General features: G+C 52.8%; 19 protein-coding genes. 11 read left to right on the forward strand and 8 right to left on the reverse strand.

Annotated elements, in window-relative coordinates; all coding sequences use genetic code 11:
• Positions 1 to 23 precede the first annotated feature (23 nt).
• The 4 genes from lldD to HV037_RS00610 all read right to left on the reverse strand — a co-directional run bounded on the left by lldD (position 24) and on the right by HV037_RS00610 (position 4264).
• Entirely contained in the window at positions 24 to 1214 is a 1191-nt protein-coding gene (lldD, locus tag HV037_RS00595; protein ID WP_016154962.1) for an FMN-dependent L-lactate dehydrogenase LldD, read from the reverse strand.
• Complete coding sequence (gene lldR, locus HV037_RS00600) at positions 1211 to 1987, reverse strand: transcriptional regulator LldR (protein WP_003024170.1); 777 nt, start codon at positions 1985 to 1987, stop codon at positions 1211 to 1213. Before lldR ends, lldD begins: the two co-directional genes overlap by 4 nt.
• Positions 1984 to 3639 carry an L-lactate permease gene (gene lldP / locus HV037_RS00605; RefSeq protein WP_016154960.1) on the reverse strand — a complete coding sequence of 552 codons (1656 nt, stop codon included), beginning with the start codon at positions 3637 to 3639 and terminating at the stop codon, positions 1984 to 1986. The genes lldR and lldP overlap by 4 nt, the downstream gene beginning before the upstream one ends.
• 262 nt (positions 3640 to 3901) lie before the next feature.
• A complete protein-coding gene (locus tag HV037_RS00610; protein ID WP_016154959.1) occupies positions 3902 to 4264 on the reverse strand; it encodes a YibL family ribosome-associated protein in 363 nt (120 codons plus the stop codon).
• 292 nt (positions 4265 to 4556) lie between these two features.
• Between HV037_RS00610 and HV037_RS00615 the strand changes: the two genes are divergently transcribed.
• Entirely contained in the window at positions 4557 to 4763 is a 207-nt protein-coding gene (locus HV037_RS00615) for a hypothetical protein (protein WP_016154958.1), read from the forward strand.
• 12 nt (positions 4764 to 4775) lie between these two features.
• Here HV037_RS00615 and mtlR read toward each other — a convergent pair whose 3' ends face one another.
• From mtlR to mtlA, 3 genes are all read right to left on the reverse strand, one after another.
• Complete coding sequence (gene mtlR / locus HV037_RS00620; RefSeq protein WP_005120486.1) at positions 4776 to 5366, reverse strand: mannitol operon repressor MtlR; 591 nt, start codon at positions 5364 to 5366, stop codon at positions 4776 to 4778.
• Complete coding sequence (gene mtlD, locus HV037_RS00625) at positions 5363 to 6511, reverse strand: mannitol-1-phosphate 5-dehydrogenase (protein WP_016154957.1); 1149 nt, start codon at positions 6509 to 6511, stop codon at positions 5363 to 5365. Before mtlD ends, mtlR begins: the two co-directional genes overlap by 4 nt.
• A 220-nt stretch (positions 6512 to 6731) precedes the next feature.
• Positions 6732 to 8648, reverse strand: coding sequence for a PTS mannitol transporter subunit IICBA (gene mtlA / locus HV037_RS00630; RefSeq protein WP_016154956.1), 1917 nt, complete (start codon positions 8646 to 8648; stop codon positions 6732 to 6734).
• Positions 8649 to 9181: 533 nt separating this feature from the next.
• Between mtlA and HV037_RS00635 the strand changes: the two genes are divergently transcribed.
• From HV037_RS00635 to HV037_RS00675, 9 genes are all read left to right on the forward strand, one after another.
• Entirely contained in the window at positions 9182 to 9544 is a 363-nt protein-coding gene (locus HV037_RS00635) for a DUF3302 domain-containing protein (protein ID WP_016154955.1), read from the forward strand.
• Between the two features lie 2 nt (positions 9545 to 9546).
• Entirely contained in the window at positions 9547 to 10683 is a 1137-nt protein-coding gene (locus HV037_RS00640; RefSeq protein WP_049271752.1) for an HlyD family secretion protein, read from the forward strand.
• A gap of 70 nt (positions 10684 to 10753) precedes the next feature.
• Positions 10754 to 11362 (forward strand): glutathione S-transferase, encoded by a 609-nt coding sequence (locus tag HV037_RS00645; protein ID WP_046275795.1) that lies wholly within the window; start codon positions 10754 to 10756, stop codon positions 11360 to 11362.
• 98 nt (positions 11363 to 11460) lie between these two features.
• Positions 11461 to 12852: an L-seryl-tRNA(Sec) selenium transferase gene (gene selA / locus HV037_RS00650; protein WP_016154951.1), complete on the forward strand. Its 1392-nt coding sequence runs from the start codon at positions 11461 to 11463 to the stop codon at positions 12850 to 12852.
• Complete coding sequence (gene selB, locus HV037_RS00655; RefSeq protein WP_103284432.1) at positions 12849 to 14693, forward strand: selenocysteine-specific translation elongation factor; 1845 nt, start codon at positions 12849 to 12851, stop codon at positions 14691 to 14693. The genes selA and selB overlap by 4 nt, the downstream gene beginning before the upstream one ends.
• 188 nt (positions 14694 to 14881) lie before the next feature.
• Positions 14882 to 16033, forward strand: coding sequence for an L-threonine dehydrogenase (gene yiaY / locus HV037_RS00660; RefSeq protein WP_016157737.1), 1152 nt, complete (start codon positions 14882 to 14884; stop codon positions 16031 to 16033).
• A gap of 92 nt (positions 16034 to 16125) precedes the next feature.
• On the forward strand, positions 16126 to 17664 hold the full coding sequence (gene aldB / locus HV037_RS00665; RefSeq protein ID WP_019078065.1) for an aldehyde dehydrogenase AldB: 1539 nt from the start codon (positions 16126 to 16128) through the stop codon (positions 17662 to 17664).
• Positions 17665 to 17848: 184 nt separating this feature from the next.
• Positions 17849 to 18172, forward strand: coding sequence for a DUF3302 domain-containing protein (locus HV037_RS00670; protein ID WP_003024200.1), 324 nt, complete (start codon positions 17849 to 17851; stop codon positions 18170 to 18172).
• Between the two features lie 5 nt (positions 18173 to 18177).
• Entirely contained in the window at positions 18178 to 19314 is a 1137-nt protein-coding gene (locus tag HV037_RS00675) for an HlyD family secretion protein (protein WP_016154946.1), read from the forward strand.
• Between the two features lie 48 nt (positions 19315 to 19362).
• On the opposite strand, the gene HV037_RS00680 is transcribed toward HV037_RS00675, so the two are convergent.
• Positions 19363 to 20316, reverse strand: a complete 954-nt coding sequence (locus tag HV037_RS00680) for a LysR family transcriptional regulator (RefSeq protein WP_016157735.1) — start codon at positions 20314 to 20316, stop codon at positions 19363 to 19365.
• A gap of 121 nt (positions 20317 to 20437) precedes the next feature.
• Here HV037_RS00680 and HV037_RS00685 point away from each other — a divergent pair, with 121 nt between their 5' ends.
• Positions 20438 to 21178, forward strand: a complete 741-nt coding sequence (locus tag HV037_RS00685) for a MipA/OmpV family protein (protein WP_016154944.1) — start codon at positions 20438 to 20440, stop codon at positions 21176 to 21178.
• The last annotated feature ends 71 nt before the right edge of the window (positions 21179 to 21249 follow it).

Consider the following 21249-nt stretch of genomic DNA (forward strand, 5'->3'; position numbering starts at 1 on the left):
AAATGGGGTTTACGGGGATGTTGTTACGCTGCGCTACCCTGGACCAGAGGTGCCAGCGCGGCAGGCAGGCTCTTACCCAGTTCCTGTACCAGCGAATCACGGCTGATTTCGCTAATTGACTTCGCACCGGTCAGGGTCATCGCCACCTTCATCTCTTTCTCGATCAGGTTCAGCAGATTCGCCACACCGGCCTGGCCGTGGGTCGCCAGCGCGTACAGATAAGCACGCCCCAGCAGCACGCTATCCGCGCCCAGCGCTATCATGCGTACAACGTCCAGACCATTGCGGATCCCGCTATCAGCCAGAATGGTAATATCGCCTTTCACCGCATCGGCAATGGCGGGCAGCGCACGAGCTGAAGACAGCACGCCATCTAACTGACGGCCACCGTGGTTAGAGACAACGATACCATCCGCGCCAAAGCGTACGGCGTCGCGGGCATCTTCAGGGTCGAGGATCCCTTTGATCACCATCGGACCATCCCAGAATTCACGGATCCACTCGAGGTCTTTCCAGGAAATCGACGGATCGAAGTTATTCGCCAGCCAGCCGATGTAATCTTCAAGGCCGGTGGGTTTGCCCAGATAAGTCGAAATATTGCCTAAATCATGCGGGCGACCGTTCAGACCAACGTCCCATGCCCACTGTGGATGAGTGACTGCTTGCCAGTAGCGACGCAGTGCCGCATTTGGACCGCTCATACCGGAATGGGCATCACGGTAGCGTGCGCCAGGCGTTGGCATATCGACGGTAAAGACCAGCGTGGAGCAACCCGCCGCTTTGGCGCGCTCCAGTGCGTTACGCATAAAACCGCGATCGCGCAGAACATACAGCTGGAACCACATCGGACGCTTGATGGTCGGGGCGACTTCTTCAATCGGACATACGGACACTGTGGAAAGCGTAAACGGAATGCCTTTGGCATCAGCGGCGGCGGCGGCCTGAACCTCGCCCCGGCGTGCGTACATGCCGCACAAACCGACAGGCGCGAGGGCTACCGGCATGGAGAGTGTTTCGTTGAACAGCTTGGTTTCCAGGCTCAGGTCAGACATATTCTTCAGTACGCGCTGGCGCAGCGCCACCTCTGACAGGTCTGCCACGTTACGGCGCAAGGTGTGCTCGGCATACGCCCCGCCGTCAATATAGTGGAACAAGAAGGGGGGCAGGATGCGCTGGGCTGCGGCGCGATAGTCGCTGGCTGCTGAAATAATCATGTGTTGTTCTCCCTGCTATTCTCACCAGGATCACCGGGCAGGCGAGTAATACGCGCCTGCCGGGCCTGATCTTCATCAAATCGTTTAATTGTGGTGTGGACAAAACTGAGGTGCGCCATCATGGCCTTACGCGCCCCGTCGGCATCCCCGGCAACAATGGCGTCCAGCACGGCCTGATGCTGCGCCGTCAGTTGAGAAAATACCGGCGGTACCAGGTACATACGTTGGCGGCTCTGTTTTACCGAAGACTGCAGGACGTCGAAGAAACCGCGCATGGTCTGCAACAGCACCACGTTGTGCGAGGCTTCCGCAATGGCGAGATGAAAACGAACGTCAGCCTGCGAGGCGAGATCCGGATCTTCGCTTTGCGTGGCCTCGAAACAGAGCCTGATTTTCTCTTTATCCGCGGCGGTGGCCCGCATGGCAGCGTGCCAGGCGGTACTGGCTTCGATGGCGTGGCGGGCCTCCAGAATATCGAAACTGTAATCAGGATCGTCCGCCAGCAGGGTTTTCAGCGGCTGAACGATGTTTTGTTCAGACCAGGCCTCATGCTGCCAGCGGATAAACGTCCCGCCGCCACGACGGCTAATCAGTACGCCTTCACTGACCAGTTTTGCTAACGCCTCGCGCAGCGAGTTACGCGATACGCCGAGCTGTACGGCCAGTTGGCGCTCAGCGGGCAACTTCATGCCCGCTTCCAGCTGTTGTTCTTCAATCAGCGCCCGCACACGAGATGCGACTTCGTCTGACAGGCGTCTGGGCATCACTATCATGGAATCATCCAGGTTAAGACATAGGCCTGCAGCGTGGTAATCACACCCACCATGCAGGTGAAAATCAGGCTGTGTTTCACGGTAAAGCGGAACAGGTCAGACTCTTTCCCCACTAATCCCACTGCCGCACAGGCGATAGCGATAGATTGCGGCGAGATCATCTTGCCGGTCACGCCGCCGGTGGTATTTGCCGCAACCATCAGCACATCCGAAACGCCGATTTGCTGAGCAGCCGTAGCCTGCAGGGCGGCAAACAGTGCGTTTGATGAGGTGTCGGACCCGGTCAGAAATACCCCCAGCCAGCCGAGGAACGGTGAGAAGAAGGTAAACGCGCTGCCGGTGTGTGCCAGGGCCAACGCCAGGGTTGATGAAAGCCCGGAGTAGTTTGAGATAAACGCGAATGCCAGCACCATTCCGATGGAGTAAATAGGTAATGCCAGATCTTTCAGCGTGCTGCCAAAAGTCTGCAGCGCTGCGGACGGCTTCATCTTCAACCAGACGATAGACAGCAGGGCGGCAAACAAAATCGCGGTACCGGTTGCGGAGAACCAGTCAAATTTATACACCGCCGCGTAGGCTGTGGCTTCGTGTACGACCGGCGGCATACGGGCAACCAGCTTATCGAGGTACGGAACCGGAATATTGACCACCCAGTGGTACATCGCGCCGCCTGGCGCAAACAGCGCTTTAAACGGCGGTACGCTCCACAGCGTGACGGTGGCCGTCAGGAACAGGAACGGAGACCAGGCGCGGACCACCTGTCCAGCGGTATAGTGGGTGCGAGCCAGCGTCTGATCGACCTGTGAAGCGCCCATATCGCCAAAGCGGAAGATGCGTACCGGCTGCCAGCGTTTCAGGAACAGCGTCAGGCAGACCAGCGAAACCAGAGACGAGATAATGTCCGGCAGTTCTGGCCCGATAAAGTTAGAGCTGAGGTACTGCGCGATAGCAAACGAGCCGCCAGCGACCATCACCGCAGGCCAGGTCTCTTTTACGCCGCGCCAGCCATCCATAATCGCCATAATCCAGAACAACACGATAATGGTCAGGAACGGTAACTGACGGCCCACCATCTGACCAATCTCGAAGCTATCCAGCCCGGTAACCTGACCGGCAACCAGAATCGGAATGCCCATTGCGCCAAAAGCGACCGGAGCGGTGTTTACGATCAGGCACAAACCTGCCGCGTACAGAGGATTAAAGCCCAGACCAACCAGCAGTGCGGCGGTAATCGCTACCGGAGCGCCAAATCCTGCCGCCCCTTCGAGGAATGCGCCAAAGGAGAAACCGACAATCAGCATTTGCAGACGTTGGTCCGGGGTAATCGAGAGTATTGAGGAGCGGATGATGTCGAACTGCCCGGTTTTCACCGAGATTTTATAGACGAATACCGCGGCGATAATGATCCAGGCAATTGGCCACAAACCATAGAAGAAGCCGTACACCACGGAAGCCAGAGCGTGATCGACCGGCATTTTGTAAAACAGCAGGGCGACCGTCAGAGCGATCACCACCGTCCATGACGCCGCAACATAGCCTTTCAGCTTGAGCTTAATCAGGGCGAAGAAAAAGAACAGGATAGGGAGCGATGCGATCAGACTGGAAAGCCAGATGTTACCGGCCGGGTCGTAGTTCTGTTGCCAGAGATTCATTGCAGGTCTCCTGGGGGCCGCCGACATAATGGAATGAGTCTGTGCTCATCTCCTGGTCACATTATGTGTAAAAGTGGCCCTGCCAATATTGTTGTGTAGGGGTAATGACAATGAATGGTTAATCAAATGTTATTTATTGGCAACGGTATTGTACGCACATTTTAATGAAATGTGAGGTGCTGGTAGGATCTGGCTGAAATTGGTAGGGCCAATTGCGAGGAGAAGGGAAGGACCGGGCAAGCGAATGTTGCCCGGTGGGAGATCAGAACTCGCTCTTCGCGAAGCCCGTCATCTCTTTCAGGCCCATTTCACGGCCAAGCTCGGTCATCGGGTGAACGACGATCAGGCCGCGCACGCTCTTCTTCAGCTTGCCCATGTCGGCCTGTTCTTTTTTGGTGATAGCACGACGGAAAGGAAGTTTCGCCAGCTTTTGCGCTTCTTTGCTCAGCTTCTGGCCGTGGACGTCACGCAGACGCGCAATCTCGGTTTCCAGCGTTTCTTTCTCTTGCTCCAGCTCGGCATATTTGTCGGCGGCTTCAACCAGGGACAGGTCTGCCTGCTGGTGGCGGATAGCGTCCAGACGATCGCTCAGGCGTTTAATTTCGTTTTTTTCGACTTCTTTCATAGGATAGCTTCTGATAAAAATAGGATGAATATCCTATAGTATGCGCGCAGAGCGGGATTATTCACAACTAATCGAAGATAAATAATCAAATGTTGCAAGTATTATTCAGCTAATGAAAATACTACTATTTTGATTAATAAGGAATTTTAAGTGATAAGGTCGGCCGTGGTGCTTTTTATTGACGGGTTCATAGTGAAGCACGTTTTCCTCAATATAATCGCCCAACCGATCCTAAACTTAAATGAGCAACCGCGCAGGCTGAGCGCGGTTAATACATGGAGGAGGGAAGATTATGGCGAAAATAGGTGAGAACGTTTCGGCCCTTATTGATAAGACGGTCGATTTTATGGCTTCAAGCCAGGCTTTTCGCGAATATCTGAATAAAACACCACCGCGCAACGTTGTCCCTACTGAAATACCGCAGGAGAATGCGCAGCTGTATCTGCAACGTCTGGCGTATTATCGGCAGCTGTATCGACCGCAGCAGGAAGAGAAGTAAGCCTGCAGGGTCTTATTTTTGAAAGGCTTTTTTTAAGCTGATTTTAGAAATCAGCTCGGTCAGGGAAAGTACCATCGTGGAGCGTACCATCTGCTGGTAGCGCTGAATCTGCATTGCGTGCAAACCTGAGTCTGAGGTATCAAACTGCGGTGGCGGCGGGAGTGCCGTCACGCAGTGGAGTTCGCCAAACGGGCCAAGAATTTCGTCGTCGGTGAACGCGTATTCATTACCGTCATGGTTTAACTCTTCCCGCAGCGCCATCAGAAGCTCCGCATCTTCATACTCCGGCCGGCTGAGTACGCCCAGACCGTAAATTAGCTTCAGACGAACGGAAAGATCGCCCAGCGGACCGTCGCCGTCGAGCAGGGGTTCTACGGCATATTTTACCGCATAGTCGTCTTTGCGAAATACCTGAAGCACAAGGATATTCACCGCTTCGGTGAGCAGTTCTACGGCGGTGATGAGGAAGCTGCGTACGGTTTTGCCAGCATTCAGACGCTCAAGCACACGATTTTCAAAGGCCTGCGTTTGTTCCATTATTGCCTGCATATCTGACAATCTGTCATTTGGGCGCAGGCTGACCTGCGCCACATTCTCTATCATTTGGTTGCGTTATATGCGTTAACCGCCTCCGCCACCACATCACTGTTGGCATCCAGACCGGAAACCTGCGCCAGCGCGGCCTGTGGACCTTTTTCGTCAATCAGCGCGGCCAGTTCCTGGGCCTGCGGATCTTCTTCACTGCGATAGTGCATCGCTGCAGCAATACCGGTGACCAGATTCGCGTGCGGCAGGCCATACTCCAGCGTGCCCAGCAGCGGTTTAATCAGACGATCGCCCGCGCTCAGTTTACGCAGCGGCTGACGACCCACGCGCTCAACGTCATCTTTCAGATACGGGTTTTCAAAGCGACCGAGGATTTTCTGAATGTATGCCGCATGTTTTGCTGCATCAAAGCCATAGCGTTTGATCAGTACCGCGCCGCTCTCTTCCATCGCACCTTTTACCACTGCACGGATTTTCTCGTCGAGAATCGCGTCACGGATGGTCTGATGACCGGTCAATTTTCCGAGGTACGCGGTTATAGCATGCCCGGTGTTCAGCGTGAAGAGTTTACGTTCGACAAATGCCATCAGGTTATCAGTTAATTCCATTCCCGGGATGTCAGGCAGTTCGCCTTTGAACTGTGTTTTGTCGACAATCCACTCACTGAAGGTTTCGACGGTGACTTCCAGCGGATCGTTGGTCGCAGAAGCCGAAGGGGGAACAATGCGGTCCACGGCGGAATCGACGAAGCCAACATGTTCTTCAACCCAGGATTTGTCTTCATCTGCCAGCGCGTTCATAACGTGGCCTTTCAACTGGGTGGTTCCGCGCACCATGTTTTCACAGGCGATAATATTCAGCGGAGTGGCGATGCCCTGCGCCTTGCGTTTAACCAGCCCTTTGGCGATGGCCGGAGCGATACGCTCAAGAACGACCGGACCGACGGCGGTAGTGACTAAATCTACGTGGGCAATCAGGTCGACAACATCATCGCCGATGCTGCTCACGGCGTTGACGCCGGAAACGGTATCAACCTGCTCGTTTTCACCCACCACATGAACCTGATAGCTATGACGGGCATTCAGGGCATCGAGCACGACCTGGTTTACATCCGCGAACGTGAGTTGTATCCCCGCGTCCGCCAGCAGTTTGCCGATAAAGCCACGACCGATATTACCTGCGCCAAAATGTAATGCTTTCATAGTATTAACCTTCAATAATGTTTTTACCCAAGAGGGCTGGGGTGAGGCGTTTCCCTCAACCTAACCCTCTCCACAAGGGAGAGGATATCGCCTTCATATTTCGAACTGCAGATGCGTTGGCTCTCCTCGCTCACCCCAGTCACGTACTTATGTACGCTCCTGGGGATTCGCTGCGTTGCCGCCTTTCTGCAGCTCGAACTATTTTGGAGATACTTAATGGTTAAGCTTTTTTACCTGCCAGCAGTTCCAGAACTTCATCCACGCTGGTGGTATGGGCCAGACGTTCGATCACGGATTCGTCATCCAGAGCGTTGGTCAGGCTGGTGATCACCTGGATATGTTCATTGTTACGTGCGGCGATACCAATGACCAGGCGGGCAATGTCGTCTTCTTCTTCACCGAAGCGCACGCCTTCCGGGTACTGGCAGAACACCACGCCGGTTTTCAGCACGCGGTCTTTGGCTTCAACCGTACCGTGCGGCACTGCGATGGACTCACCGAGGTAAGTCGGGGTCAGTTTTTCGCGGTCCAGCATCGCCTCGACGTATTCTGGCTCAACGTAGCCGCCTTTCACCAGTTGCTCACCGGCAAAGCGAATCGCTTCTTCTTTGTTAGTGGCTTTACGGCCGAGGAAGATATTCTCCGCACCCAGTTTGAACAGGTGGGTATCACCCTCTTCAAAGCTGTCTTTCAGGTGATCGCGGACTTTCTCTTCGTTCACGTTGTGGCGCTGTGCAGCAACCAGACGTTCGGTCAGGCTGGCGTACAGGCCGCTGTCGAGGAAGTTGGTCAGCGAAATGTGCTGTGCCTGAGGCACCTGGCGCATCGCTCGTTCGGTCAGGTCACGGTGGGTAATGACCAGATCGACATCCGGCGGCAGATTGTTAATCGCGCTGTTGGTGACGGAAATCTGAGACAGACCGGCATCCTGCACTTTCTTGCGCAGTACGCCCGCCCCCATGGCGCTGGAGCCCATACCCGCATCGCAGGCAACGATGATTTTACGCACATGGCTCAGGTCGTTAGTCACGTCGCCAGCCGCCAGCGGAGATGCACCTTTGGATTCCGCTTTCATGTCGTGCATACGACGAGTAGCGGCATCAATGTCATCATCTTCTTTCACTTTGCTGGTTTTCAGCAGAATGGCTGAGACGACAAAGGAGACAGCCATTGCGGCACAGATAGCAGCGATGTTCGCGAAGTAAGCACCCTTCGGCGTCATTGCCAGCACGGCCAGGATAGAACCCGGGGAAGCCGGAGAAACCAGGCCGCCGTTCAGGATAGTCAGGGTAAATACGCCAGTCATACCGCCGAGGATAACGGCCAGGATCAGACGCGGGTTCATCAGCACGTACGGGAAGTAAATTTCGTGGATACCACCCAGGAAGTGGATGATAGCCGCGCCGCCTGCAGACTGCTTAGCGCTGCCGCGACCGAAGAACATGTATGCCAGCAGAACGCCCATACCCGGACCCGGGTTAGCTTCAATCAGGAAGAAGATGGATTTGCCCATCTCATGGGACTGCTGAATACCCAGCGGTGAGAAAATACCGTGGTTGATGGCGTTGTTGAGGAACAGGATTTTCGCCGGTTCAACGAAGATAGACGCCAGCGGCAGCATGTCATGGACAACCATGAAGTTAACGCCTGCCGCCAGGATTTTGGACAGTGCTTCAACCAATGGGCCAATGCCAAGGAATGCCAGAATGGCGAGGATCATCCCGATGATGCCTGCGGAGAAGTTATTCACCAGCATCTCAAAACCGGACTTGATCTTACCGTCTACCCAGTTGTCGAAATGTTTGATAGCCCAGCCGCCCAGCGGACCTGCGATCATCGCGCCGAGGAACATTGGCATATCGGCACCGACGATAACGCCCATGGTGGTGATAGCACCCACCACGCCGCCACGCTCGCCGCCAACCAGCTTACCACCGGTATAACCGATCAGCAGCGGCAGCAGATAGGTGATCATTGGGCCGACAAGCTTCGCCAGCGTTTCGTTCGGCAACCACCCTGTCGGAATGAATAATGCGGTGATAATACCCCACGCGATAAACGCGCCGATATTTGGCATCACCATGTTACTGAGGAATCGACCAAAGCTTTGCACTTTGATCTTAATATCGGATGACATAAAAACACCCCTTCTTATGTTTGCTGTCGCGCAGGCTAAAAGCCCGAGGTTTGTTAATGTAGCGGCAGGAGGTAGCCGGACCCTGTAGATACTGCGAAATCTGGCACTGAATCGTTCAACTGTCCAGTCGACGGCTTTTTATGTGACGTTTGTCACGTAAATATAGGGTGTATGGCGTTAGTTAATGTGATTTTCATCACAAAATATCGGTACAAAAAAACATCACAGGTCAAAGATTGGCTAAAAATGGGCGTTAAGTGTGAAGTTGTTCACGTTTTTGCTTTGGCTGTTTGTTGAGTATTTGTGATCTACTTCGCAATAAATATTTGTCTGGATTTTTCCTGGTGTGATCTGGAGCGGATTCTGTTTCATCACCTATTTCTTGCAACTACCCCGCAAGCCATCAACCTGAAAATTTATACCCTGGTGGTATGGCGGAAATGACTAACTGCAATTATGTTCAAATTACCAGCCATGACTCCTTTCGGCTGCCTGCAATTGAAAGCTCTGATTAGCGTGAATACGAGGCGGGTATGTTTCTAAACTATTTCGCGTTAGGTGTGCTGATCTTCGTTTTTCTGGTTCTGTTTTACGGAATCATCGCCATCCATGATATTCCCTATAACATGGCTAAGAAGCGCAACCATCCCCATGCCGATGCCATCCATACGGCGGGTTGGGTGAGTTTATTTACGCTGCATGTTATTTGGCCCTTCCTGTGGATCTGGGCCACGCTCTATCAGCCAGAACGAGGCTGGGGAATGCAGTCACACATCACGCCGTCCGGGAAGGAACCTGACCCTGAAATTGCCGCGCTGGCCGCGCGCATCACCCAGTTGGAAAATAGACTGGATGGGGAGAAAAAAAACGATAACTCCACCTTTCCGGAGATTTGATCATGGACTTGTTGATTGTCCTGACCTATGTGGCATTCGCCTGGGCCATTTTTAAAATATTCCGTATTCCGGTAAATCAATGGACGCTTGCTACCGCCGCATTAGGTGGGGTGTTTATTGTGGCGGGACTGATTTTATTAATGAACTATAACCACCCGTATACCTTTACGGCGCAAAAGGCGGTTATTTCAATTCCTGTTACCCCACAGGTCACCGGAATTGTTAGTGAAGTGACAGATAAAAATAATCAGCTGATTAAAAAAGGCGAGGTGTTATTTAAACTCGATCCTATGCGTTATCAGGCGCGAGTTGACCGGCTACAGGCTGACCTGGTCACCGCCACCCACAATATCGACAATTTGAAAGCGCAACTGTTGGAAGCGGTCGCGAATACCACCCGCGTTTCCGCTGAACGAGATCGCCTGTATAAAGATTATCAACGCTATTTGAAGGGCAGCCAGGCGAAGGTTAATCCATTCTCTGAAAGCGACATCGACAACGCCCGGCAAAACTATCTGGCGCAGGATGCGCTGGTCAAAGGCTCCGTTGCTGAACAGACGCAGATTCAGAGCCAGTTAGACAGTATGGTCAATGGAGAGCAATCTCAGGTTGCGTCTCTGCGCGCCCAGCTCGCTGAAGCCAAATACAATCTTGAGCAGACTATCGTACGTGCGCCCAGCAACGGTTATGTAACGCAGGTGCTTATCCGGCCCGGGACCTATGCCGCCGCGCTGCCTCTGCGCCCGGTGATGGTATTTATTCCGGAACAAAAACGGCAAATCGTGGCGCAATTCCGCCAGAATTCGTTGCTGCGCCTTAAACCGGGTGATGAAGCGGAAGTGGTCTTCAACGCGCTGCCAGGCCAGGTATTCTCCGGCAAGCTTACCAGCATTCTGCCGGTTGTTCCGGGCGGTTCTTATCAGGCGCAGGGAGCATTACAGTCCTTAACGGTGGTGCCGGGTACCGATGGCGTGCTGGCCACGATTGAGCTGGCTCCCAATGCCGATGTGGATGCGCTGCCGGACGGTATCTATGCCCAGGTGGCGGTCTATTCCGACCATTTCGCTCATGTTTCAGTGATGCGTAAAGTGCTGCTGCGCATGACCAGTTGGATGCATTACCTTTATTTGGATCATTGAGACCGTCATCACCTGCCATTTGCACTGACCTGAGCCATACTGATATTTTTGTTGGCAAAAAGGACCCGGCATGAAACTCATTGGCAGCTATACCAGCCCTTTTGTGCGTAAAATTTCTATACTGTTACTGGAAAAGGGCATCACCTTCGAATTTGTAAATGAACTCCCCTATAACGCAGATAACGGCGTGGCACGCTATAACCCGTTAGGAAAAGTGCCCGCGTTGGTTACCGATGAGGGCGAGTACTGGTTTGACTCTCCGATCATCGCGGAATACATAGAACTGCTGGATATTGCGCCAGCGATGCTGCCGCGTGAACCACTGGCGGCGCTGAAGGTACGCCAGTTGGAAGCGCTGGCCGATGGCATTATGGATGCCGGTTTAGTCTCGGTACGCGAACAGGCTCGCCCCGTCGCACAGCAGTCAGAAACCGAACTGTTACGCCAGCGAGAAAAGATTACCCGTAGTCTGGATATGCTGGAAGGTTATCTGGCGGAGGGTACGCTGAAAACGGATACGGTTAACCTGGCAACCATTGCGATTGCCTGTGCCGTCGGTTATCTCAATTTTCGTCGGGTTGCGCCCGGCTGGTGTGTTGATCGCCCGCGTCTGGTCAAACTGGTGGAAACGCTCTTTCAACGCGAAAGTTTTGCCCGTACGGAACCGCCAAAGGCTTGATACACATTATACTCGCCTAAGCAAAGTCACGGTACAATCCTTCCTATATCGATATCCCTCTCCACGGTGGAGAGGGCCACCAACAGCCAGGCCCTTTCATGACAACCGACATGCGTTCACTCTACAGCCAGCTTCCTGCGATCGATCGTTTATTGCGCGATAGCGCCTTCCCAGCTTTACGTGAGTCTCACGGTCATACCCGGGTGGTTGACCTGCTGCGTCACATGCTCGACGAAGCCAGAGAAGCTATTCGCGACACGCACGCGCTCCCGGCATGGTGTGAGGACTGGGCGCAAGAGGCCTGCGCCCGGCTGGAACGAGAATCGCAAAGTGCGCTGCGTCCGGTGATTAACCTGACCGGAACGGTGCTGCATACCAATCTTGGTCGCGCATCGCAGGCCGAAGAAGCGATCGAGGCGGTGGTGCAGGCGATGCGCACGCCGGTGACGCTGGAATACAGCCTGGATGATGCCGGGCGTGGACATCGGGATCGGGCCCTGGCGGATTTACTCTGCCGTCTGACGGGGGCGGAAGACGCCTGTATCGTCAATAACAATGCGGCAGCGGTTTTGCTGATGCTGGCGGCCACGGCTAACGGCAAAGAGGTGGTCGTTTCACGCGGAGAACTGGTAGAAATTGGCGGCGCATTTCGTATTCCGGACGTGATGTGTCAGGCCGGATGTATTCTGCGCGAAGTGGGTACCACCAACCGGACCCACACGAAAGATTATCGTCAGGCGGTAAATGAAAACACCGGTCTGCTGATGAAAGTGCATACCAGTAATTACAGCATCGAAGGCTTTACGAAGTCGGTGGATGAGGCAGAGCTGGCCACTATTGGCAAGGAGCTGGATGTTCCGGTAGTGGCGGATCTCGGCAGCGGCTCGCTGGTCGATCTCAGCCAGTATGGATTACCGCAGGAGCCGATGCCGCAACAGCTGATTGCCGCTGGCGTTAGCCTGGTGAGCTTCTCTGGCGATAAATTACTGGGAGGGCCGCAGGCAGGGATTATTGTCGGTAAAAAAGAGATGATCGCGCGCTTACAGAGCCATCCGCTGAAACGTGCATTACGGGCTGATAAAATGACGCTGGCTGCGCTGGAAGCGACGCTGCGGCTCTACCTGCACCCGGAAGCGCTGGCAGCGAAGTTGCCGACGTTACGCCAGCTCACCCGCTCGCAGGAGGCTGTCCACGCGCAGGCACAACAATTACAGGCACGGCTTGCTGATCATTACGGCGACGAATTCGCCCTGAACGTTATGCCTTGTTTATCGCAGATAGGCAGCGGTTCGCTACCTGTTGATAGGCTGCCCAGCGCGGCATTAACCTTTACTCCACATGATGGGCGCGGTAGCCGTCTCGAAGCACTGGCCGCCCGTTGGCGTGCGCTGCCCGTGCCGATCATTGGGCGAATTTATGATGGTCGCTTATGGCTGGATCTGCGCTGCCTTGAGGACGAGACCCGGTTTATGGAGATGATGCTGAAATGATTATTGCGACCGCCGGACACGTTGACCACGGAAAAACAACGTTATTACAGGCGATTACCGGCGTGAATGCCGACCGTTTGCCGGAAGAAAAAAAGCGCGGCATGACCATCGATCTCGGTTATGCCTACTGGCCGCAGCCGGACGGAAGGATTCTGGGATTTATCGATGTTCCCGGACACGAAAAGTTTTTGTCCAACATGCTGGCGGGTGTCGGCGGGATCGACCATGCGCTGCTGGTGGTGGCGTGTGATGACGGCGTGATGGCGCAAACGCGTGAGCATTTGCAAATTCTGCAACTGACGGGCAATCCGCAGATCACCGTGGCGCTCACGAAAGCCGATCGCGTGGATGAAGATCGCATCAACGCGGTACGTATTGAGGTGCATACTGCGCTTGAAAACTATGGATTCGCCGATGCGGTTCTGTTCGTGACGGCTGCCAGTGAAGGTCGTGGAATCGAAGAACTGCGCGATCATTTACAGCAATTAACGTCGCGCGAGCATGCCCGCGATCGCAGCTTTCGCCTGGCGATTGACCGTGCCTTTACGGTCAAAGGCGCGGGTCTGGTGGTGACCGGGACGGCGCTTAGCGGTGAAGTGACTGTTGGTGACACGCTGTGGCTCACGGGCGTCAACAAACCGATGCGCGTACGTAGCTTGCATGCGCAAAATCAGGCCACCGATCGCGCGCAGGCGGGGCAACGTATTGCGCTGAATATTGCCGGTGATGCACAAAAAGAAGAGCTTAACCGCGGCGACTGGCTGCTGTCCGATGCACCGCCAGAGGCGTTTACCCGCGTGATTGTCTCTTTAGAGCATGCCGCGCCGCTGATGCAGTGGCAACCGCTGCATATTCACCACGCGGCCAGCCATGTCACCGGGAGAATATCGCTGCTTGAAGGGACGCTGGCGGAACTGGTGTTTGATACACCGCTCTGGCTCGCCGATAACGACCGTCTGGTGCTACGCGATATTTCGGCCCGCACGACGCTGGCTGGCGCGCGCGTGGTAACGCTCAATCCGCCGCGTCGCGGGAAGCGTAAGCCGGAATATTTGCAGTGGCTGGCAGCGCTGGAGAAGGTACAGAGTGACGGCGAAGCTCTGGCGCTACATCTGACGCGCGGGGCGGTGAATATTCCTGACTTCGCCTGGGCGCGTCAGCTCAACGGCAACGGTATGCGTCCGTTGATTGAGCTGCATGGCTTTATTCAGGCGGGATACAGTCTGTTGAATGCTGCCGTTGCAGCGCGCTGGCAGCGGAAAGTCCTTGATACGCTGGCAACGTACCACGAGCAGCACCGTGATGAACCAGGGCCTGGGCGAGAACGCCTGCGCCGTATGGCTTTGCCGATGGAAGACGAAGCGTTGGTCCTGCTGCTGATTGAAAAGATGCGTGAGAGCGGCGCCATCCATAGCCATCATGGCTGGCTGCATTTGCCGGATCATAAGGCCGGTTTCAGCGAAGAGCAGCAGGCTATCTGGCAAAAAGCAGAACCGCTTTTTGGCGATGAGCCGTGGTGGGTGCGCGATTTGGCAAAACAGACGGGCACAGATGAGCAGATGATGCGTGTGGTGCTACGACAAGCAGCGCAGCAAGGCATCATCACCGCGATCGTCAAAGATCGCTATTACCGTAACGATCGTATTGTGGCCTTTGCCAATATGATCCGTGAACTGGATCAGGAGAAAGGATCGACCTGTGCTGCCGATTTCCGCGACAGGCTTAACGTTGGACGCAAATTGGCTATCCAGATTCTGGAATATTTTGACCGCATTGGTTTTACGCGTCGCCGGGGAAATGATCATTTATTACGCGATGCTTTGCTGTTTCCCGAAAAATAATGAAACAATTAATTCAGGAATTAAATGAATTAATACAAAATAGATATTGATTGAAATAAGCACATTAGATTATGAACCTAATGTGCTTTTTAATTGTGGGTGTTATTAAAATAACAACCACGATCATATTTTGTTGGATATTTCACTCGTATGCTTCCTGACTCTTTAGAGTAATTAAGGATCGTACAATGGCTGCTTCAACATTTTTTATTCCTTCCGTGAATGTAATTGGCGCTGATTCATTAAAAGACGCAATGAATACAATGGCGGAATATGGTTTTCGTCGTACGCTGATTGTCACGGATGCCATGCTGACAAAATTAGGTATGGCTGGCGAGATTCAAAAAGCATTACAGGAACGTGATATTTTCAGCGTAATTTTCGACGGTACGCATCCTAATCCCACGACCAGTAACGTCGCTGCTGGTCTGCACATACTGAAAGAAAACGAATGTGATAGCGTTATTTCCCTCGGCGGCGGTTCTCCGCACGATTGTGCGAAGGGCATTGCGCTGGTGGCGGCTAACGGCGGCGATATTCGCGATTACGAAGGTGTGGACCGTTCTGCAAAACCACAGCTGCCGATGATCGCCATTAACACCACCGCGGGCACGGCATCTGAAATGACCCGTTTCTGCATCATTACCGATGAAGTACGCCACATTAAAATGGCGATTGTGGATAAGCACGTTACGCCGCTGCTGTCCGTTAATGACTCCTCGCTGATGGTCGGCATGCCGAAGTCCCTGACAGCGGCAACCGGTATGGATGCGCTGACCCACGCCATTGAAGCCTACGTGTCTATTGCTGCAACGCCGATTACCGATGCGTGCGCGTTGAAAGCGGTCACCATGATTGCGGAAAACCTTCCGGTCGCCGTTGCAGATGGCAGCAATGCTCAGGCGCGCGAAGCCATGGCTTACGCGCAGTTCCTCGCGGGCATGGCCTTTAACAACGCTTCTCTTGGTTATGTGCACGCAATGGCGCACCAGTTGGGCGGCTTCTACGATCTGCCGCACGGTGTATGTAACGCAGTGCTGCTGCCGCATGTGCAGGTCTTCAATAGCAAAGTGGCTGCCGCTCGCCTGCGTGATTGCGCTGAGGCAATGGGCGTGGATGTTGCTGGCTTGAGCGCAGAGCAAGGGGCGGAAGCCTGCATCGCGGCGATCCGCGAACTGGCGCAGAAAGTGAATATCCCGGCCGGTCTGCGTGAGTTGAACGTGAAGGAAGAGGATATTGCCGTACTGGCGACCAATGCTCTGAAAGATGCCTGCGGTTTCACTAACCCGATTCAGGCGACTCATGAAGAAATCATGGCGATTTATCGCGCAGCCATGTAATTCGTGATACCTGTCGTAAAGCAGTAAATGGCTGGCGAATAATTCGCCAGCCCCGTCTACCCTTGTAGTACCCCTACAGCAAGGAGACGGTCATGACCAATAACCCCCCTTCAACGCGTATTTATCCCGGCGAGTATGGTTACCCTCTGAAGTTAAAAGCCCGATACGATAACTTTATCGGCGGTGACTGGGTTGCCCCGGTGGACGGCGAGTATTACCAAAACCTGACGCCGGTAACCGGGCAATTACTGTGCGAAGTGGCCTCTTCCGGCAAAAAGGATATCGATCTGGCACTGGATGCCGCGCACAAAGTAAAAGACAAGTGGGCTCAGACATCCGTGCAGGACAGGGCGGCGATACTGTTCAAAATCGCCGATCGTATGGAGCAAAACCTGGAACTGCTGGCGACGGCAGAAACCTGGGATAACGGTAAGCCCATCCGCGAAACCAGCGCGGCAGATGTTCCGCTGGCGATTGACCATTTCCGCTATTTCGCTTCCTGTATTCGTGCGCAGGAAGGGGGTATAAGCGAGGTTGATAGCGAGACCGTGGCTTATCACTTCCATGAACCTCTTGGCGTGGTAGGGCAAATTATCCCGTGGAACTTCCCGTTGCTGATGGCCAGCTGGAAGATGGCGCCCGCGCTGGCGGCGGGTAACTGCGTCGTGCTTAAACCCGCGCGCCTCACGCCGCTGTCCGTGCTGTTGCTGATGGAAGTCATCGGCGATCTGCTCCCGCCAGGCGTGGTGAACGTGGTAAACGGTGCGGGTGGGGAAATCGGTGAGTATCTGGCGACGTCTAAACGCATTGCGAAAGTGGCGTTTACCGGCTCAACGGAAGTTGGGCAGCAGATCATGCAATACGCCACGCAGAACATTATTCCCGTCACGCTGGAGCTGGGTGGGAAATCGCCCAATATCTTCTTCGCTGATGTGATGGATGAAGAGGATGCTTTTTTTGACAAAGCGCTGGAAGGTTTCGCGCTGTTTGCCTTCAATCAGGGTGAAGTGTGTACCTGTCCGAGCCGTGCATTAGTACAGGAATCTATTTACGAACGTTTTATGGAAAGAGCTATTCGCCGGGTGGAGAGTATTCGCAGCGGCAACCCGTTAGACAGCGTGACGCAAATGGGTGCGCAGGTGTCGCATGGTCAACTGGAAACCATTTTGAATTACATCGATATTGGTAAGAAAGAAGGGGCTGATGTTCTCACCGGCGGGCGGCGCAAGCAACTGGATGGCGACTTAAAAGAAGGTTATTACCTCGAACCAACCATTCTGTTTGGCAAGAACAACATGCGGGTTTTCCAGGAAGAGATCTTCGGGCCCGTGCTGGCCGTCACGACCTTTAAAACCATGGAAGAGGCGCTGGAAATCGCCAATGACACCCAATATGGGCTTGGCGCTGGTGTCTGGAGCCGTAACGGAAATCTGGCGTACAAGATGGGCCGTGGGATTCAGGCGGGGCGTGTTTGGACCAACTGTTACCATGCTTACCCGGCCCATGCGGCATTCGGTGGCTATAAGCAGTCGGGTATCGGGCGCGAGACGCATAAGATGATGCTCGAGCATTATCAGCAAACCAAATGTCTGCTGGTGAGCTACTCAGATAAACCGCTGGGACTATTTTAATTTCTCATCACTTATTGCCCGGTTTTGCGCCGGGCATATCTTTATTCTGCAGTTATATATAAACCCATATATCGTTATATAAATAAGACGATTGCATCCAATCTGGTCATTCCACTACTATTATCAACTCTATTGTGTAAATCAAATTACAGCTGAGTTTTCAATTTAAATCCCTGAGGCAAATATGTTCCTTAATTATTTTGCATTAGGAGTGCTTATTTTTGTATTCCTGGTCATTTTTTACGGGATTATTATTCTGCATGATATTCCCTATCTCATTGCAAAGAAACGTAACCATCCTCATGCTGACGCAATACATGTCGCGGGCTGGGTGAGTTTGTTTACCTTACATGTCATTTGGCCCTTTTTATGGATCTGGGCAACGCTTTATCGCCCGGAACGCGGGTGGGGTATGCAAAGCGCGGATTCTTCCCTGATCCAGTTGCAGGCCAGGGTTGCCGATCTGGAAAAGAAACTGGGTGAGGCGAAGACCTCTCCGGCGGAGTAATATCGATGGATTTATTGATCGTTCTGACCTATGTGGCGTGCGCATGGTCAATATTTAAGATTTTTAAAATTCCTGCCAATAAATGGACAGTACCCACTGCAGCATTGGGCGGTATATTCATTGTTTGCGGGCTTATATTACTGATGAATTATAACCATCCGTATACATTTAAGGCGCAAAAGGCAGTAATTTCTATTCCCGTAGTACCGCAGGTCACGGGGGTCGTGACGGAAGTGACGGATAAGAAGAATACGCTGATCAAAAAAGGTGAGGTACTGTTTAAACTTAATCCGGGACGTTATCAGGCACGAGTTGATCGCCTGAAAGCTGATATTGTCACTGCACAACATAAAGAGCAGGTGCTGGTGGCGCAGTTAGACGAAATGCAAGCCAACACGCAGCGGGCAAAGGCTACGCGTGACAAGCTAGCTAAAGATTACCAGCGTTATGCGCAGGGGAGTCAGGCGAAGGTCAATCCTTTTTCTGAACGCGATATCGATGCGGCGCGGCAAAACTATCTGGCGCAGGAAGCAGCGGTGAAATCCTCCGTTGCGGAACAACAGCAAATCCAGAGTCAGTTAGACAGCCTGGTGCAGGGTGAGAATTCGCAAATTGCCAGCCTGAAAGCGCAGTTAGCCGAAGCGGAGTTCAACCTGGACCAGACAGTGGTTCGCGCGCCCAGCGATGGTTACGTTACGCAGGTGTTGATGCGACCGGGAACCTATGCCGCCGCGCTGCCTATGCGTCCGGTGATGGTGTTTATCCCTGATCAAAAACGGCAAATTATCGCCCAGTTCCGGCAAAACTCGTTGCTGCGATTGGAGCCAGGCGATGAAGCTGAAGTGGTGTTTAACGCCCTGCCGGGTAAGGTTTTCAGCGGCAAACTGGCTGCCATCAGTCCGGCCGTACCGGGGGGAACATATCAGTCGAATGGGGCGCTGCAATCCTTAAATTCTACGCCCGGATCGGAGGGGGTGATCGCCACGATTGAGCTGAATGATAATGTGGATGTGAACGCTCTGCCTGATGGGATTTATGCGCAGGTCGCGGTTTATTCTGATCACTTCACCCATGTGTCAGTGATGCGTAAGGTTCTGCTGCGTATGACCAGTTGGGTGCATTATCTGTATCTCGATCACTAGGCGCAGGCTATTTTGCTTACCATTTTGAACCTGGTACCCTAATTTCGCTTACTCAGGCTGCTGTTCCAGCGCCTGAGTAAGTTGCTGGCGGATCTCTGCCAACATCTCATCAAGAATAAACTGTACCCGCCATGGCTGATATTCACGTTTGCGGAAAATCACCACCAAATCCAGCCACCATTCATGTTGTTCTGAGAAACATGGAACCAGCGACCCGGATTCAACATCTTTTTGCACACTCGCATTTGGCGCAAAAACAATGCCCAGATGGTTACGTGCCAGCGCCAGTGCAGACTGTGTATTGTCGCAGACATAATTTCCGGTTACCCGATAATCGTGCATCTCCTTGCCTCCGGCAGAAGTGAAACGCCAGATATTAGCCTCATCTATCATCATGGAATCAATCAGGATACAGGAATGTTCTTCCAGTTCATCAGGGCTACTAATAGGATGTGCTTTGATATACTCAGGGCTGGCAAAAGCCGTCACCGCATATTTGGTAATGAAACTGGCAACCAGAGATTCATCTTTAGGATGGGCATAGGTGATTAAAATATCACAATCTTCAGGGAAGTCGACACCTTCAAAAAATGCCTTTCGTTCCAGGTTACATGTTTTAAGTGAGAGGCTAATTCCACCGATATCCTGAATTTTTGCGATCACATGTTGCGATAAATAAGCAATTATGCCCGTCGGAGCATATACGGTTACCCGGCCACGTTTTTCGTGCTTATAATCAGCAATGAAATTATTGAGCTGATCGTTTCTGTCCAACATGTCATTGATGTAAGGAAGCAGCGCTGTACCAAACGGTGTGAGGGTGAGCTGTCGAGTGGTGCGATCAAATACCTTTAGTCCAACTTTGGATTCAAAATCAGCAAGATACTTACTAACGTTGGCTTGTGCGATGCCGAGAACCGTAGCGGCATGACTGATGTTTTCACTGGCAGCAATTACCGAAATAATCTTCAGTTCCCGGTGTTTGAGTTGTAATTTGTTCATCGCCAAACCCAATATATATATGTTTGTATATATTACTATATAAATATGAATCTTGCACCGATGAAATTGTAAGCATTATTATGCACGCGTTTTGTATCTTATTTTAAAATGGAATGTGGGCATGTTAATTAAACGCAATATTGTGGCGCTATTCGCCTTTTCATTTATGGCGAGCGCAACTGCCGCAGAATTTTCTATTGGCGGCGGCGCTGTATATAACGAATCTCCTTATCGTGGATATAATGATAACGTTCACGCAGTACCGCTTGTCAGTTATGAAAGTGAATCATTTTATTTTAGGCAAACAACGTTAGGTTATATTCTTTCAAAAAATGAAAGTAATGAATTTAGCATTACTGCCTCGTACATGCCGCTTGAGTTTGATCCGGGTGATAACGACGATCAAGCGATGAAGCAATTGAACAAGCGTGACGCAACCGCGATGGCGGGTGCTGCATGGTATCACCATGAGAAATGGGGCAGCGTGAAAGTCTCCGCAGCAGCGGATGTGCTGGACAACAGCAACGGTTGGGTTGGGGAAATGTCTTTGTTTCGCCAAATGCCGATGGGCAAGCTGACGCTGACGCCGGCGATTGGCGTGCTCTACTATGACGAAAACTTCAACGAATATTACTACGGCATCTCTGGCAATGAATCCCGCCGTAGTGGGTTATCAAGCTACTCCCCTGGCGATAGCTGGACACCGTATGTTGGCCTGTCCGCTAAATACGCATTGACCAGCAATCTGACGCTGCTGGCCAGCGCCAACTATAGTGCGCTGCCAGATGATATTAAAAATAGCCCGATGGTTGACCGTGATGACAGCTTTACCTTTATGTCCGGTCTGACCTGGCGTTTCTGATTCTCACCCGTTTGTCCTCAGGGAGGAGGGCAATCTTTTCAATGTGATAGACCGGATAAGACCCGAAGCAT

The sequence above is a fragment of the Citrobacter sp. RHBSTW-00017 genome, assembly GCF_013797615.1.
GTDB classification, from domain to species: Bacteria; Pseudomonadota; Gammaproteobacteria; order Enterobacterales; family Enterobacteriaceae; genus Citrobacter; species Citrobacter braakii.